Genomic DNA, 16,216 nt, shown 5'->3' with positions numbered 1-16,216 from the left:
TGACGGTACGCCGACGCACGCTTCGGCCAGTTGCGAGCACCACGGCGGCTGCCCGTACTGCGAACGGAACAGGATGCACTCAAATGAACGAAGGATTATGGAGGTGGTTGAGTGAACAACGAGAAACTAATAAGGCTTCCCCAGGTAAAAAAGATGGTCGGGCTTGGCACAACATCAATCTATGGAGAGATGAAAAGTGGAGGGTTCCCTAGGCAGGTAAAACTCGGACGAGCATCTTGCTGGGTCGAGTCAGAGATACAAGACTGGATAGCAACGCAGATTACGGCTCGCCGATCAGTTCAGAATGAACTGGTAGTTTGAGTGTCGATCCTGAATCACGCTCTGGAATTCCATCAATGTAGTCCGCCCAATCCTGCATCATTCCGCGCCGTTCAGTAATATATTCGGCGTGGTTGTATGCACCTTTCGTCTTGTTTCCCTCGACGTGGGCGAGTTGCAGTTCAATTACTTCGGTACGGTAGCCCATTTCATGAAGTTGTGTTGATGCCGTGGCGCGAAAGTCATGACCAGTCCACAACCCCGAAGCGTATCCCATATGTTCAAGTGCGCGGTTGATTGTGGTTGCGCTCATCACATCGTTTGGACGCCTGAAGTTCGGGAACAGCCAGTCTCCGGCGCCTGTTATCCTGCGCAATTCTTCCACCAGGCAAGCCGCTTGCTGTGATAACGGGACAACATGAGTCCTGCGCATCTTCATCCGCTCCTCTGGTATCTTCCATTCTTCTCCAGAAAACTCCGTCCATACGGCCTTTCGTAACTCAGTTGTTCTGACGAAGGTATAGATCATCAATCGAACCGCCAGCACTGTTGTTCTATTACCACCGTATTTCGTCAACTTCGCCTTTAGGTCTCCTATGGTCTCTGCCGTCATGGCCTTGCTGTGGTTTACCTGTGGCCGGTGGATCGCGCCTTTCAACGCAGCGGCAGGATCGAAGTCAGCGCAAAGCGTGACGACAGCGTGGCGAAAAATGGCTGAACACCATTGCCTAAGCTGCAACGCATAGGACTCTGCCCCTCGCTTTTCCATTGCTTGCAGAATATCAAGAATATGCCGAGCGGTAATGCTGCGAATAGGCAATCTTCCTATCTTTGGGAATGCGTTCTGCTCAATGCAATGTGTCGCCTGTTTATGAGAGTGCGCAGACCATGTTTTCTGCTTACGATCAAGCCAGTCACGTGCCACTGTCTCGAATGTGCTGGCATTCTCCTTTTCCTGCTCTGATAGCGTTCCTTGCCGTGCGTGAGATGGATGAATCCCTTGTTTCACCAATACCCTTGCCTCATCGCGTTTTTGCCGCGCGTCTTGCAGTGAAACGGTTGGGTACTCACCAATGGCAAACAGGTTTTCTTTCCCGGCGATCTTGTACCTGTAGCGCCATAGCTTTGAGCCGTTCGGTTTAACCTCAATATAGAGGCCGTTTCCGTCAGTAATCTTCCTTGGTTTATCGGAAGCCTTGGACTGTCTGATCTTGACGTCTGTGAGTGGCATAAGAGCGGGTATCGTGACTATGTGTGATTTTGATACCCGCTTTAATACCCGCTTTTTTTTCGGCTGTCTACGTTGTTCTGCGAAAGGTTGCGAACGTCAAGGCCATAAGCTGCAATGAAAAGCGATGAGTACAAGAATCTCAGCGAAGGCCAGAGAACTTAAATGCTTCTTCTCGATCATTAGCAGCATATCGAGGATGTCCTATTGTTCTATATGGAAGTCGTTCCAGTTTTCCGGGTTTGAACCCCGCGCCGATTACCTGGAACCGAAAGCACGAAAGTGGTTATTGTCACCTAGATCGGCCCCGGTATAAACCCTTCCCCCGCAAAGCCAGTGGAAAGAAAGGGTCGGGGGGTAACGCACAACCATTTGAGGTGTCGACAAGTCCTGCTACGAGCGTCTGAATGGGCTATGCTCTCGATTGGCTAAAGGGGGAACCCTGGTTTAATATAGCCAAGAATCAAACAAATCAGTATCTGAAGTTTTTAGCTTCTCATCGAGGGAATATAATTATGAAGTTACTGAATTTCATCCGTTTTGTATTGCTTGGCTTGTTGTTGCAGGCTTTTGCCTGGACCGCCTGGGCCAGTGATAAAGATGATGCCATAAAAATAGTGAATGATGCCACTGCTACGACCTGAACGCCGTCATGCTGGCCTATCCGAAGAATGCCAAGCTGATCGGCAAGAATCTGCTGGATACCCTGGACGCCAAGGGCAAGATGTTCCGCAAGGAAATTTCGAAATGGACAAGAGCAAAGGGAGTGGCTGGATCGGTTACGTTTACAAGAACCCCGAAAGCCGCAAGATCAAGAATAAAACAACTTACCTAAAAAAGGCCGGCGACATGGTGTTGTGCACCGGCATCTACAAGTAACAATTAGTCACTTCCCCCAGAAGCCCTTTGCATGCTAGTGCCGGTGCCTGTGGTTTTTTTGTTTCTACCGTAATTCCACAGCGTGCCGATAACGCTGGAGTATGGAGGTGATCGTGTTTTCCGATGCAACCGTTAAAACCCGCCTGACTCTCATTATTATTGTTGCCGCACTGGCACTGCTGATTACCGGGGTGATCGGTGTGCGGGGCATGGGGGACATAAGCGGTCGCCTGAAAGCTGTTTATCAGGATCGAACCGTTCCCCTGATCAAATTATCCCATGCGCTCGACACCATGCATCGCATTCGTTCTTTGATTTTGACGGCGGCGAGCGAAGAGAAAACCGAGTTCTCCGAGGAAATCCTTAAAGAAATCCCGGAACTGGATACCGAACTCAATCAACTGATGACGGACTATGCAACAAGTGAGTTGCCGGCAAACGAAAAACAACTGGTTGCTGACTTCCAGGCCGCCTGGAAAAACTACACCGAGGCGAGAACCCTTTCAATCAAGCTGATCCAGGCGGGCGATACCTCATCTGCCTTGTATAACGTCAAGAATAACTCCCACAAAAAGTTCGCCCCCGCGCGCGAGGCAATGTCCCGGCTCATCGACATCCAGGCAAAGACCACTCGTCAGGAATTTGAGCTGGGAACGGAATCCTACTTATCCGCGCGCCTGATCATGATCGTCTTCATGGTGTCGGGCGTGATTGGAGTCATTCTGCTGTCGATGCGTACTGCCGGGGCAGTCATGGGGCAATTGGGTGGCGAGCCGAAAATTGCTGTTAAAGTCGCCAGAAAGATCGCTGAAGGTGATCTTTCACATGACATTCCGGTTGCGCCAGGCGATCAGAATAGCCTGATGGCCACCCTGAAACACATGCAGAACAAACTCAACAGCATCCTGCGCGAAGTCGAGGACTGTGGCCGTCACATGGGACAATCAGCTTTTCAGGTCGCTGCCATTTCAAACGAGATTTCCGAGGTTAGCAAAGAGCAGGAAAACCGCTCTGATGAAGTTTCCAGCGCAATGCAGCAATTGCATCAAATTTCGTCCAATGTACAAACAAAAGCCATCGAAGCCGCCGATCGCTCGCGCAGGGTCGAAACCCTGGCGCGCGAAGGCATTGAGAATGTGCATCAGAATATCGGCTCAATGGAAGAAACCACCCAGCAGGTTAGTCGGGCTTCGGTTGAGATTCAGGAACTGGAACAGTCCGCTCAGCTGATTCACAACATCGTCAATGCCATCAAGGAAATTGCTGGCCAGACCAACCTGCTGGCGCTCAATGCCGCGATTGAAGCATCTCGTGCTGGAGAACAGGGCCGCGGTTTCGCCGTGGTGGCCGACGAGGTCAGGAAACTGGCCGATCGCACCAGCAAATCAGCCACCGAAGTCAGCGACATCATCGGGCAACTTTCCGGCAAGGTGCAACAAGTGGCCACAACCATGGATGTGGTAGTTCAAAAAGTGAATGTCACCCAGAAAGAAGCGGGGGAAACAGCCCACACCATCGAAGGAATGGCCAGTAATGCGGTAGAAACCGCACAGGCCAATCAGGGCATTTCAGGTGCAAGCCACCAACAACTGGATCAGTTCGGGCGGCTTGAATCGACAATGGAAACCCTGTTTTCAATTTTGAAAGATAGTGGTAGCAAAGTGGAAACCACGGCGGCCATCGGTGATGATTTGCGCCAGGTTACGGGCCGGCTGAATAACATCATGTCCGGTTTTACGTTCAAAAGCCGAATAGTCATTGCCACCGCCCAGCATGAGAAACGCCGGGTACCCAGAGCGCAAAACAGCTTGCGGGTGAAAACATCCCAGAACAGTGGAAAACCAGTGGAAGGTTTGAGCAGCGATTTCTCCCTTACGGGGCTGCGCCTGAGGATTACTCAGCCGATGAACGAGCGCGAACCAGTCGATCTTTACATGTATTTGCCCAACGACGACCTGAAGCAATATGAAAACCAGACCCCCTTGAGCCTCAAGGGGCGCATTTCCTGGCAACGGAAGGAAGGTAGCAACTACTTCTGCGGTGTGGAGTTCGTAAACCTGGATGAAGACAAGCGCAACATGATTAAAAAGTGCTTTGCGTTCTTCAACAAGAATGCGGAATTCTAAAATCAGCGCTTAATTCAATCGTGTATCCAAACCCTGCTCGGCCAGTTCCGCTGCGCGCAGGACGGCGCGGGCCTTGTTTTCGGTTTCCTGCCATTCGGACGACGGGTCGGAGTCGGCGACGATGCCGGCGCCGGCCTGGACGTGCAGTTTGCCGTCCTTGACGATGGCGGTGCGGATGGCAATGGCCAGATCCATGTCGCCCTGAAAACCGAGATAACCGACGGCACCGGCGTAGATGCCGCGCTTGATCGGCTCGAGTTCGTCGATGATTTCCATGGCCCGAACCTTGGGCGCGCCGGATACGGTGCCGGCCGGGAACGTGGCCTTGAGCACGTCGAGTGCATTGAGCCCCGGTTGCAGCTTGCCTTCGACGTTGGAGACGATGTGCATCACGTGCGAATAGCGTTCGACGATCATGTTCTCGGTGAGCTTGACGCTGCCGACCTTCGACACCCGGCCGGCATCGTTGCGACCGAGGTCGAGCAACTGAACGTGTTCGGCGCGTTCCTTTTCGTCGGCCAGCAGTTCATCGGCCAGCGCCTGGTCCTCTTCGAAAGTGGAGCCGCGTTTGCGCGTACCGGCGATCGGTCGCACGGTAACGGTATCGCCTTCGAGGCGGACGAGAATTTCGGGCGAGGCGCCGACCACGTAAAAATCCTCGAAGTCGAAGTAGAACATGTACGGCGAGGGATTCAGCGAGCGTAGCGAACGGTAGAGCGCCAGCGGGCTGGCGGCGAACGGCTTGCTCATGCGCTGCGAGATGACGACCTGCATGATGTCGCCTTCGGTGATGTAGCGCTTGGCCTTGACCACCGCCTGCTTGAAGTGTGTCTCGCCGAACATGGAAACGGCGGGTTGCGACACCCTAGGCTTTTCGTGCGGAATATTGGCTGGTTCGCGCAGTTTGGCGAGCAATTCTTTCAGCCGTGCCTGCGCCTTCTGGTAGGCGCCGGGAACACCGGGCTCGGCATAGACCACCAGCGTGAGTTTGCCGGAGAGGTTGTCGACAACGGCGATTTCTTCGGAAAGCAGCAGCAAGATGTCAGGCGTACCGAGTTCGTCGGCGATTTTTCCATCTTTCCGGGTGCGCGTAAGCTTGGTTTCGATGTAGCGCACGGTATCGTAGCCGAAGCAGCCGACGAGGCCGCCGCAGAAGCGCGGCAGGCCGGGCATCGGTGCCGCTCGGAAACGCTTCATGTACTTGCCGATGAACTCCAGCGGGTTGGTGTCGTCTTCACGTTCGGCGATGCGGTTGCCGGTCAGCACCAGGACCTGGTGGGCATTGACGACGATGCGCGTCGGGCTGGCCAGGCCGATGATCGAGTAGCGGCCAAAACGCTCGCCACCCTGCACCGATTCAAGCAGGTAGGTGTACGGCAGGTTGGCCAGCTTCAGGTAGATCGAGAGCGGGGTGTCGAGATCGGCAAAGGTCTCGAGGGTAACGGGGATACGGTTATAGCCTTCAGCGGCCAGCCGGTTGAAATACGCTTCGTTCATGAACAACTCCACAAGCAATGACTGCAACAAGATTTACGGCGCGCCGAAGTGTGCCGGGACAGTACCCAGGATTACCGGCAGTAACGCCAGGGCCAAGCCTCCGCCCAGAAAGCGGGCTCAAGGTGCAGGTTGTGGTGAAGTGGTTTCATGCGCTATTTTTTATTTGTGTTGCGGTGCGGTGCCTGATGCGTTGCGCCGCGTTTTCGACAGAGGGAACTATAGCATCGCAATCAAGATTGCGCACATCCTGCCCTTCGTTGTAGCCATAGGGCACGAGGAAAACATGGCAGCCGGCCGCCCTGCCGGCATGAAAATCATGGACCGAATCGCCGATCATCAGCGTGTCCGCCGGGGAAACCGCCATGCGGCCACAGGCCCAGATGAGCCCCATCGGATCGGGCTTGGGCTTGGGCAAGAGGTCGCCGCTGACGACCACGTCAAAATAAGCGGCCAGTCCGCTCAATTCGAGCAGGGGTAGCGTAAATGCCGCGGCCTTGTTGGTAATGACCCCGAGCGGCAAGCCCATGGCCTTGAGCGCATCCAGTCCGGCGATCACGCCCGGATAGGGCAGCGAGTTGCGTCCGTTTTCCACGGCGTAATGCCGCCGAAAGCTGTCCAGCGCATCCTGCGGCGGCGGTGAGGCATCTTCGGCTGCCGCCAGCGAAGCGGAAAGCACGCGCTTGACGAGGTTGGGAATGCCGCGCCCGACGTAGCTGCGAATCGAATCCAGCGGCAATTCCGGACGACCGAGATCGCGCAACATGCCACTGGCAGCGGCATGGAGGTCCGGCACCGTGTCCAGCAAGGTGCCGTCCAGATCAAGCAGGACGGCACTTACCGTGAGAGGTTCGGCGACGGGCACTCGTGACATCAGACCTTGATCCCCACCGTACCCAGTTCAGCCCGTAAAGCGGCGATGATCGAGTCGTAGCGATGCGGGTCGGTGTCCTTGCCGGCGCCATAGACAGCCGAGCCGGCAACGAAGGTGTCGGCTCCGGCGCGAGCAATTTCGGCGATGTTGTCGACTTTCACGCCACCGTCAACCTCAAGGCGAATCCTGCGCCCGCTCTCGCGTTCGTAGGCATCGATCCTGGCGCGCGCCGCTTTCAGTTTGAACAGCGTCGCCGGGATGAATTTCTGCCCGCCAAAACCAGGGTTGACGCTCATCAGCAGGATGAGGTCGATCTTGTCCATGACGAAATCAAGGTAGTCGAGCGAGGTTGCCGGATTGAACACCAGACCGGCCTGGCAGCCGCTTTCACGGATCAGCGAAAGGCTGCGGTCAACGTGCTCCGAGGCCTCGGGATGGAAGGTGATGACGTTGGCCCCGGCCTTGGCGAAATCCGGAATGATGCGATCAACCGGCTTGACCATCAGATGCACGTCGATCGTCGCCTTGGTCAGCGGACGGATGGCCTCGCAAACCAGCGGGCCGATGGTCAGGTTGGGCACGTAATGGTTGTCCATCACGTCGAAGTGAATCCAGTCGGCACCGGCGGCCAGCACATCGACGATTTCTTCGCCGAGTTTGGTGAAGTTGGCGGAAAGAATACTGGGAGCAATGAGGTACATGGCGCTAACCCGTGAAAAAGTGAAGAGGGATTTTACCGCGAAAGGCTTGGGCAGCAAGGAAATTGCATTTGCAACCAGGGTATCGACCTCAATGGTGCCCGAAGCAGACCACCTTCAATGACTCAAGTGGCGCAAGCCCTCAGCAAGGGAGCGAGCACCACAACCCAAAGCTTAACCTGCCTGGAGGCCAATCAGGACGGGGGTCTTGAGACAGGCAGCCGCAAAAGGCAATGTTCATGCGCTTCTCCGGGCATGCCAAGCCAGGAGCGAGCAATGACGCGCCTCGCAGCCCATCCGGCTTCCTGTTCCTCCTTTGCCGTAATAATCAGCCTGAGAGGGTGGGAAAATATCAAAAATCCACCGCAGAGGCGCAAAGGCGCAGAGATAACGCAAAGGAAACCCCATGTTTTTAAAGGTTTTCTCTGCGAAACCTCAGCAGCTCAACATTTCCTTCGGTCACCTTTTCGCCTCTGCGGTGGGTGTTCAGGCATTTTTTCACAACCTCTGAGCTATGCCGCCGCAGGTTCGTCAATCTGTGAGGCTTCCAGGTATTGCTCGGCATACTTCAGGTAAATCTTCTGTTTGATGAAGATGTCAAACAGGTCGGGGTCGACGTGGCCGATGTTGCGCAAGTTGCCGAGGATTTGCAGCGCCTGCGAGAGCTTCATGCCGGGTCTGTAGGGTCGGTCGCGCGCGGTCAGCGCCTCGAAGATATCGGCGATGCCCATGATCCGCGCCTGAACCGACATTTCTTCGCCCCTGAGCCCCTTCGGATAGCCTTTGCCATCCATGCGCTCGTGGTGGCCTCCGGCGTATTCGGGCACCCGCTTGAGGTGCTTCGGCCAGGGCAGTGATTCAAGCATCTTGATCGTCGCGACGACGTGGTAGTTGATCGTTTCACGCTCGGCCTGGGTCAGCGTTCCGGCACGGATGGTAAGGTTCTCGAGCTCGTTTTCAGTCAGTAAATCGACGTCCATTCCTTCGCTATTGGTCCAGCGATAGTGCTTTGAAATGTGCGACACGCGCTCCTGATCCTCTGGCTTCATGAACTCGCCGCCATTATTGACACGGCGCATAAAGGCGCGGTCAGCGTCGATTTCACGCCATTGCTCCTGCAAACCCTGCTCCGCCGTCACCCGGTCTGCACCGACCAGTACGCTACGCAGCATGGCCAGTTCGGCATCGCGCCGGATCACTTCAAAGCGGGTATCCACCATCTGGATCCGATCAAAGATCGTTTGCAGCTTGGTGGCTTTGTCGACCACATGCACCGGTGTCGTCATCTTCCCGCAATCGTGCAGCAGGCCGGCGATTTTCAGTTCGTAGCGATCCTTGTCGCTCATCAGAAAGCTGGCCAGGGGCCCGTCCCTGGTCGCATCAACCGCCTCGGCCAGCATCATCGTCAGCGATGGCACGCGCTGACAGTGGCCGCCGGTATACGGCGATTTTTCGTCAATGGCCAAGTTGATGAGGGTGATAAAGGCCTCGAACAGTTCTTCCAGCTGGCTGATCAAGAGGCGGTTGGTCAAGGCAACGGCAGCCTGCGAGGCCAGTGACTCGGCAAGTCGCTGGTCGGCATCGGAAAAAACGCAAACGGTGCCAGTGGCCGGGTCAATGGCGTTGATCAGTTGCAGCACACCGATGATCTCGTTCTCGTGATTTTTCATCGGCACGGTGAGGAAGGACTGCGAGCGGTAGCCGGTCACCTGGTCGAATTTTCGCGTTCCCGAAAAATCGAAGCCCTCGGCGGCATAGGCATCGGCAATATTGACGGTCGTTTCTTCAAGTACCGAATAGGCGGCGATCAGCGAGTTATTGGCTTCGCCATTGTCACGATAGAGCGGCAAATCCTTGAACTTGGCTGAAATCGGCTCGCCGGTGGTTCCGCCATAGGCAATCTTCAGCGAGTCGGTGCGCACGATTTCAAAACGCAGCGACTTCTGGTCTTCGCTGACGCGATAGAGCGTTCCGCCGTCAGCATGGGTAATCGTTTTCACGGCCAGCAGGATGTTTTCCAGCAGGCGGTCGATATTCCGCTCGCTTGAGAGCGAAGCGCCGATTACATTGAGCTGCTCGAAGCGCTGCAACAGATCTGTCATGGTGTCGACCGTATTCATCCCCGCCCCCTACTTGATGCACACCGAACGAATCTGCTTCATGTCGGTAATCCCGGACATGACCTTTTCAATGCCGTCCATCTTGAGCGTGCGCATGCCTTGATTGAGTCCCGTGGCAAACAGTTCAGCTACCCGGGCATGCTCCTGAATCTGCTTCTTCAGCAGATCGGTACCGACCAATAGCTCATGCAAACCAAGCCGCCCCTTGTAACCGCTGCCACCACAGGTATCGCAACCCTTGGCACGATAGAGGGTGAACTTGCCGTCCTTGGCGAAATTCTTGATCCATTCCTGATACACGGCATCGGCGGCGGCCTTGGGGTCTTTCTTCCAGTTATCGGTGTTACTCAGGTCTTCACCGTATTCCGCGAGCAGATGCCTGATCTCTTCCGGCGCCGGCTGATACGCCTCCTTGCACGACTTGCATAAGCGCTTGGCCAGGCGCTGGGCGAGAATGCCGAGCAAGGCATCGGCAAAATTGAATGGGTCCATGCCCATGTCGAGCAGACGATTGATCGACTCCGGCGCACTGTTGGTGTGCAATGTGGCGAACACCAGGTGACCGGTGAGCGAGGCCTCGATGCCGATCGAGACCGTCTCCTTGTCGCGCATTTCGCCGACCATGATCACATCCGGATCGGCGCGCAGGAAGGCGCGCATCACCGTCGCAAAGTCGAGCCCGGCCTTCTTGTTTACCTGGACCTGGCGCAGACCCTTCTGGGTAATTTCCACGGGATCTTCGGCCGTCCATATCTTGGTTTCCGGCTTGTTGATGTAGTGCAGAATCGAATGCAGCGTCGTCGTTTTGCCGGAGCCGGTCGGGCCGCAAACAAAGAACAGTCCATAAGGCTTGCTGACCACCTCCTTCAGCCGCTCCAGATTGTTCTGGCTGACCCCCAGGCTGTCGAGCGGTATCGGCTCGCCGGCGGCGAGGATGCGCATCACCACATCCTCCATGCCCCCGGCCGTGGGTATCGTCGCGACGCGCAACTCGATGTCGAGCGGGCCGAATTTCTTGAACTTGATCTTGCCGTCCTGCGGCCGGCGCTTCTCGGAGATGTCGAGATCGCACATGATCTTGATGCGTGCGATCAGCGCGCTGCGATAGGAAGCCGGGACTTCGATGTAAGCCCCGAGCGAACCATCCTTGCGGAAGCGGACCAGGGTTTTCTCCTTGCCCGGACGCGGCTCGATGTGAATATCCGAAGCGCCCTGCTGATAGGCTTCGACGATGATCTTGTTGACCAGTCGAACCAGCTCGTTATCAGCGGCAGCAGACAGTTCGTCAACACCGCCAGCGAATCCGCCCGATTCGCCGGATTCACCTTCATCCAGCCCCGACAGCAGATCGCCGACGGTCCCCATGTCGGAAAGTGCGCCGAAAAACTGATCAATGGTCTTACGGAACTCGGCGTTGGTCGTCACCCGATAGGCGATTTTGCTTTTCGGAAAAATGTTGTTGACGATCCGCGACCCCTTGATCCGTTCCGGATCCATCGAAATCACGACGATTCCCTCCTGGCTTTCCTCGATCGGCAACCACAGATTGGCTTCAACGTAATCCCGCTTGAGATTCCTGAGCAGATCCATCGGCTTGATGCGGTCCGCCCGGAAGGGCTCGTAGGGAACAGCGAAGAACTTCGACAGGGCACCACCAATCGCCGCCTGCTTGACCTGAAACTCCTTGACCAGAATATCTTCGAGCTCAACGCTCTTGCGCCGCGCCGAACGCTGGGCAAGATCAAGCTCGTCGGCTGAAATGACGGCTTCGGTGACCAGCGCATCGTACTTTGAACGCACCACCTGCCGCGGCTTCTGGCGCTGGGTGAAAGCCACCGCCAGCGTCTGCGCGAGACTGAGCACGCCCTCATCGGCAAGCACCGGGAAAAGCGTGTCCGAACGGCTGTTGATCAGTTGAACGACGCCGATCAATTCGCCGTTCTGCGCGTCGAGGATCGGCGCGACCAGCATCTGTTTTGAACGATAGCCGGTCCGCTTGTCGACCTCCTTGAGAAACTGCATGCTGGGGCTGTAGCTCTTCAGTTCAACGTCGTCGTAAACATCGCTGATATTGACCGCCTTGCGCGTCGCGGCCACATAGCCGGCCACGCTGTGCTCGGAGATCGGCAGTTTGAGATCCTTGAACGAATTGAGCCCGGTCTTGACCTTGGAAATGATGTTCTGCTTGTCTTGAGCGAGCACGTAAATGGTCAAACGGTCAGCATTGAACAGGTCACAGATATCCTGCGACATTTCAAGCATGATTTCGTCAATATTGCTGGTGGCATGAATCTTGTTGGTGACCACATGGAGCTTCTTGAGAAACTCCAGGCGATTATTCAACTCACCTGGGCTGTTACCCGGACCGATATTTTCCATGGGGGGTTTGGCGGCCATATGAATTTTGCTCAGGATGCGTTTCTCGTCTTCAGTCCGTCTTCCAGCCAACTGGCGCGATAACCGCGCTGGGAAAGCAGGAAAGCCGCCGCCGAACTGCGGCGGCCACTTTGACAGTAAACGATGTATTCCCGCTCGCGGTCGAGCAGGCCAATAGCGTTGCGTATTTCGTTCAGGGGAACATTGACTGCCCCCGGCAAACGATCGTACTGATACTCGGACGGGTAACGTACATCGAGCCATACAGCGCCTGCCGCCACGCGGTTCCCGGCAGCCGCCCAGTCCAGCCGCTTGAGCAGCGGTTCGCGCAGCAGTTCGATGAAATCCTGTTTTTTCAAACGCAGCAGGACACCGGCTCTTTTCATGCGAACCGTTGCATTGCGCGGGCTTTCGGCAACCAGCGCTTCTTCGCCGAAGGCATCGCCGGCTTTCAGCTCGGCCAGCGGCATATCGACGCCGCCGACCTTGCGCGTCACTGCGCAGCGACCATTTTCGATGATGTAATAATAATCGCCGTCATCGCCTTCACGCAGGATCACTTCTCCAGCCTTGGCCTTGATCCGCTCAAAACGCCGGAAAAGTTCATCGATACACGCCGCCGGCAGTCGCGACAGCGCCCCGACGGTCAGGCTCTGCAGGCGAAAGGCGCCCGACATCAAGCGCCAGTCGATTGCTTCCGGAGTGCTGACTGGAATTGCCATGCCGGCAGACAACTGATCCCAGGTCATCATGATATCGAGCATTTCATCGTCAACCCGGATCAATTCGATGTCGGTGATGGCCTTGGCATCGAGCACAGCCGGCGGACGCTTGGCCAGCGGCCAGAGTGCAGTTTCACTCCCGCCAACCAGAACACAGGACGATCCGTCGTCATAAGCCAGCTTGAGCTCCCCCGACAACAAGTAGACCGATTGCCCCTGCACACTCCGCAAGCGAAATGGGTCAAGCCCCCGGCCCACCGTCTCGGTCATGCACAGGCCGGACAGTTCGTGCAGACGCATTCCGGAAAGCGCACGGATCGGCTCCAGCCGGTACAGAACGTCCAGACTAATGGTATGCGGGGTCATTGGCTGCAGTTGATCAGTCATGGCTCAGAACTCGAAAACCTGGTTGTTTTGCAGCATCTTGGGCTTGAAGTCGCCAGCACATTCCTCGATCTCGCCCATGATCAATTCGATATGGCCGGGCTTCAGGTGAGAAATATAGATACTGGCGTCACGCGTCAGTTTGCCGAGTTCATCCCCGAGCATACTCGGACAAAGATGCTTCGACATGATTGCCAGGCGCTTTTCCTGATTCGAGAAGGCGGTTTCGATGATCAGGTAACGCAAATTGGCAATCTTGTTGAGTACCGGCCAGAAAACATCATTGGCCGTCGTGTCCCCGGTGAATACCAGGCTGCCCGCTCCGGAATCGAGATGATAGCCGACGGCTGGAACCGTATGCTCTGCCGGGACGGCCGTAATCGTGCGTTCGCCGAAACGGATTTTCTGCCCGAGACGAATCGCCATGTATTTCATGACGGCTTCCTTGCGAATCGAAATCTCGCTGAAGTCTGGCCAGATCGCCCAGTTAAAGATGTGGTTCTGGATGATTTCAAGCGTTGCATCGGTCGCATAAACCGTTACCGGCTTGTCGCGCATGTCGGCAATCGAGTCGATCATCAGGGGCAGCGCAGCAATATGATCAAGGTGTGAATGCGTGATGAACACATGATCGATCATCGCCAACTCGGCGAGCGAGAGATCCCCTAAACCGGTACCCGCGTCAATCAGGATGTCATGATCGACGAGCATCGAGGTAGTGCGCAAATGCCGCCCCCCGATACCGCCGCTGCAACCCAGAATTCTGACCTTCATGGCGTCTCCACTGACCTTAATCTTGATCCTGCGTTTTTCCGGCCTTCATTTTGCTTCAAAGGTGGTTACGCCATCCCAGGCCTCGCCCGGCGGATTGGCGCGGTAATAGGCGATGCGCTTCGAATATACCTGATACAAGTACCGGTCCGGACTCATCCGCGACAGATTGTAAAGCTGCAACTCGGCTTGCTCCCAATCCTGCTGTCGATAGAGGCGCAAGGCCTGATTCCAGAGCTTGAGTTCATCCTGCACCGACTTTTCGACCTGCCCCGCCACCCCCAGCGGCTCGAAAATCCCGACAGGTTCGTCCTTGCCCTTGACACGAACGCGATCAAGCTCACGGTAGATCAAGTCCTTGACCCGTGCCTTGGTGGTCTCGCTGACAATTATTCCGACACCGTACTGTTTGGTTATCCCCTCCAGGCGCGAAGCGAGATTCACGGCATCGCCCATGACGGTGTAGGACTTGCGTACCTTCGATCCCATATCGCCTACCGTCATCATGCCGCTATTGATGCCGACCCCGATACGCAGTGCCGGCCAGCCGTTTGCCTTGAAGGGCTCATCGAGTTTGCGCAACTCGGTCTGCATTTCCAGCGCCGTCAAGACAGACTGACGGGCGTGATCGGCATTGGCCACCGGCGCACCCCAGAAAGCCATGATCGCATCACCGATATATTTGTCCAGTGTGCCGCGATTTTTCTGGACGACCTGGGTCATCGCGCCAAGATACTGGTTCATCAGTTGCGTCAGTTCCTTGGGATCAAGCCCCTCGGAGATGGTGGTAAAACCGCGCACATCCGAGAAAAACACCGTCAGCTCTTCATTCTTGCCTTCCATGCTGTAACGTTCGGGATCACGTGCCATTTCATCGACCAGTTCGGGCGGCACGTACTGGCCAAATAGCTCGGTGAACTGGCGCTTCCTGCGTGACTCGACGAAGTAGCCCCAGGACATATTCAGCGCATAAAGCGCAAGAATGGCCAAAACAACTGAAGCCAAGGGCATCACCAGGCCGGATGTCCACAGGAAGAAGTTGAGTGCCACCACCGCCAGCAAGGTACCCGAAGCCAGCAGGGTAGCGCGCAAAGGCGAAAGAAGCGGCAACAGGAAAGCCAGAAGAAAAGTGCACAGCAAGAGTTGTAACAGATCGGCACCGAGAACATACGACGGTTTCTGCTTGATGGCCGCATCAAGCATGCCGGCCACCAGATTGGCATGGATCTCGACCCCCGGGTAGGTGCTGCCAACGGGCGTTGCCCGCAAATCCATCAAACCCGGCGCGGTTGTACCAAGCAGCACAATTTTACCCTTGAGCTGATCCTGGCTCAGCCGCCCGGCCAGCGCATCAGCGGCCGAAAGATATCTGAAACTCCCCTGCGCGCCACGATAGGGAATCAGGCTGGCCACTTTTTCATCAACCGGGATACGCACTGTGCCTCGCTCGGTCAGCAGATCCAGCCACTCGAGACTGCTCTGCGACCCGGCTTCCGCGTATCCGGGAACGACCTGTGGCTTGCCGAGCAAGACGCGCACCATGGCCAGCGAAAGCGATTCGTAGAAATTCCCGTCGTGTTCGACGAGCATCGGCACACGCCGCGAAATACCGTCGAAGTCAACAATCGGATTGAAGTGTCCGGCATTTTCGGCGCTTTTCTGGAACTCGGGCAGATTGGCGCCGTAGCCAGTAAACGATGCGATCTCGATATCCCGGCCCTTGAAGGTGACCGCCTGCAGCACCGGCTGGGGCAGCGCGCCGCTTTTGTGCACGTCAGCGAAATTTGTAAAGTAATAGCCGAGAACGATCGGTCTGCCACGCAGGGCTTCAGCAAAACGATTATCGTAGTCAAGAGGTCCGCGTAAACGCTTTAGCGCAGATTGGAAAGCCGGATCATTTTTTAATTCGGCATGAGCAATGGCCTCCAGCGACTGCAAGCCGGAACTGCTGTCCGGCTCCGCAAAAACCACGTCAAAACCAAGAATGGCGATTCCGTAGCGGTCGAAAAGCTGCGTTACCATTGTCGCCAGCTTGTCCCGGCCCCATGGCCAGCGCCCGACCTCGGCCAGACTTTTCTCGTCGAGGTCAAGAATGACGATTCGCTCGTCGACGCCACCCTTTGCCGTCAGACTCAGGCGCGCATCATAGATAAAAGCATCGAGCGTATTGAGCAGGGGAATCTGGTACACCTTGGCCGAATGGCCAAGAAAAACCAGCGCAAGCACCACGCCGAGCGTAATCAGGATGAGGTTCTTTTTCAATTA

13 protein-coding genes are annotated in these 16,216 nt (G+C 55.9%); 4 read left to right on the top strand and 9 right to left on the bottom strand.

Features of this window, described 5'->3' with window-relative positions; genetic code table 11:
• Positions 1-111: 111 nt before the first annotated feature.
• Complete coding sequence (locus tag ACOYNV_RS10835) at positions 112-321, top strand: helix-turn-helix transcriptional regulator (protein ID WP_422899789.1); 210 nt, start codon at positions 112-114, stop codon at positions 319-321.
• On the opposite strand, the gene ACOYNV_RS10830 is transcribed toward ACOYNV_RS10835, so the two are convergent.
• Entirely contained in the window at positions 281-1,510 is a 1,230-nt protein-coding gene (locus tag ACOYNV_RS10830) for a tyrosine-type recombinase/integrase (protein ID WP_422899788.1), read from the bottom strand. The two genes, ACOYNV_RS10835 and ACOYNV_RS10830, sit on opposite strands and share 41 nt — an antisense overlap.
• 404 nt (positions 1,511-1,914) lie before the next feature.
• Here ACOYNV_RS10830 and ACOYNV_RS10825 point away from each other — a divergent pair, with 404 nt between their 5' ends.
• From ACOYNV_RS10825 to ACOYNV_RS10815, 3 genes are all read left to right on the top strand, one after another.
• Positions 1,915-2,151, top strand: a complete 237-nt coding sequence (locus ACOYNV_RS10825) for a hypothetical protein (RefSeq protein WP_422899787.1) — start codon at positions 1,915-1,917, stop codon at positions 2,149-2,151.
• A 103-nt stretch (positions 2,152-2,254) separates the two neighbouring features.
• Positions 2,255-2,386 carry a hypothetical protein gene (locus ACOYNV_RS10820; protein WP_422899786.1) on the top strand — a complete coding sequence of 44 codons (132 nt, stop codon included), beginning with the start codon at positions 2,255-2,257 and terminating at the stop codon, positions 2,384-2,386.
• 113 nt (positions 2,387-2,499) lie between these two features.
• Positions 2,500-4,512, top strand: a complete 2,013-nt coding sequence (locus tag ACOYNV_RS10815; RefSeq protein WP_422899785.1) for a methyl-accepting chemotaxis protein — start codon at positions 2,500-2,502, stop codon at positions 4,510-4,512.
• A 9-nt stretch (positions 4,513-4,521) separates the two neighbouring features.
• Here the strand turns inward: ACOYNV_RS10815 and trpE are convergent, their stop codons facing one another.
• The 8 genes from trpE to ACOYNV_RS10775 all read right to left on the bottom strand — a co-directional run bounded on the left by trpE (position 4,522) and on the right by ACOYNV_RS10775 (position 16,213).
• The gene (gene trpE / locus ACOYNV_RS10810; protein ID WP_422899784.1) at positions 4,522-6,009 is read right to left on the bottom strand and encodes an anthranilate synthase component I; all 1,488 of its coding nucleotides are present in this window, start codon (positions 6,007-6,009) and stop codon (positions 4,522-4,524) included.
• A 145-nt stretch (positions 6,010-6,154) separates the two neighbouring features.
• Complete coding sequence (locus ACOYNV_RS10805; RefSeq protein ID WP_422899783.1) at positions 6,155-6,880, bottom strand: phosphoglycolate phosphatase; 726 nt, start codon at positions 6,878-6,880, stop codon at positions 6,155-6,157.
• On the bottom strand, positions 6,880-7,581 hold the full coding sequence (gene rpe / locus ACOYNV_RS10800; protein WP_422899782.1) for a ribulose-phosphate 3-epimerase: 702 nt from the start codon (positions 7,579-7,581) through the stop codon (positions 6,880-6,882). Before rpe ends, ACOYNV_RS10805 begins: the two co-directional genes overlap by 1 nt.
• A gap of 509 nt (positions 7,582-8,090) precedes the next feature.
• Positions 8,091-9,698: a GAF and HD-GYP domain-containing protein gene (locus tag ACOYNV_RS10795; protein WP_422899781.1), complete on the bottom strand. Its 1,608-nt coding sequence runs from the start codon at positions 9,696-9,698 to the stop codon at positions 8,091-8,093.
• A gap of 9 nt (positions 9,699-9,707) precedes the next feature.
• Positions 9,708-12,095 (bottom strand): ATPase, T2SS/T4P/T4SS family, encoded by a 2,388-nt coding sequence (locus ACOYNV_RS10790; RefSeq protein ID WP_422899780.1) that lies wholly within the window; start codon positions 12,093-12,095, stop codon positions 9,708-9,710.
• A gap of 11 nt (positions 12,096-12,106) precedes the next feature.
• The gene (locus tag ACOYNV_RS10785) at positions 12,107-13,183 is read right to left on the bottom strand and encodes a cyclic nucleotide-binding domain-containing protein (RefSeq protein ID WP_422899779.1); all 1,077 of its coding nucleotides are present in this window, start codon (positions 13,181-13,183) and stop codon (positions 12,107-12,109) included.
• 3 nt (positions 13,184-13,186) lie between these two features.
• On the bottom strand, positions 13,187-13,954 hold the full coding sequence (locus ACOYNV_RS10780; protein ID WP_422899778.1) for a 3',5'-cyclic-nucleotide phosphodiesterase: 768 nt from the start codon (positions 13,952-13,954) through the stop codon (positions 13,187-13,189).
• A 45-nt stretch (positions 13,955-13,999) separates the two neighbouring features.
• Positions 14,000-16,213, bottom strand: a complete 2,214-nt coding sequence (locus ACOYNV_RS10775) for a CHASE2 domain-containing protein (protein ID WP_422899777.1) — start codon at positions 16,211-16,213, stop codon at positions 14,000-14,002.
• Positions 16,214-16,216: the final 3 nt, after the last annotated feature.

The sequence above is a fragment of the Propionivibrio sp. genome, from assembly GCF_049316945.1.
GTDB lineage: Bacteria > Pseudomonadota > Gammaproteobacteria > Burkholderiales > Rhodocyclaceae > Propionivibrio.
Note: the sequence above shows the minus strand (reverse complement) of the source record. Positions and strands in the feature narration are given on the sequence as shown.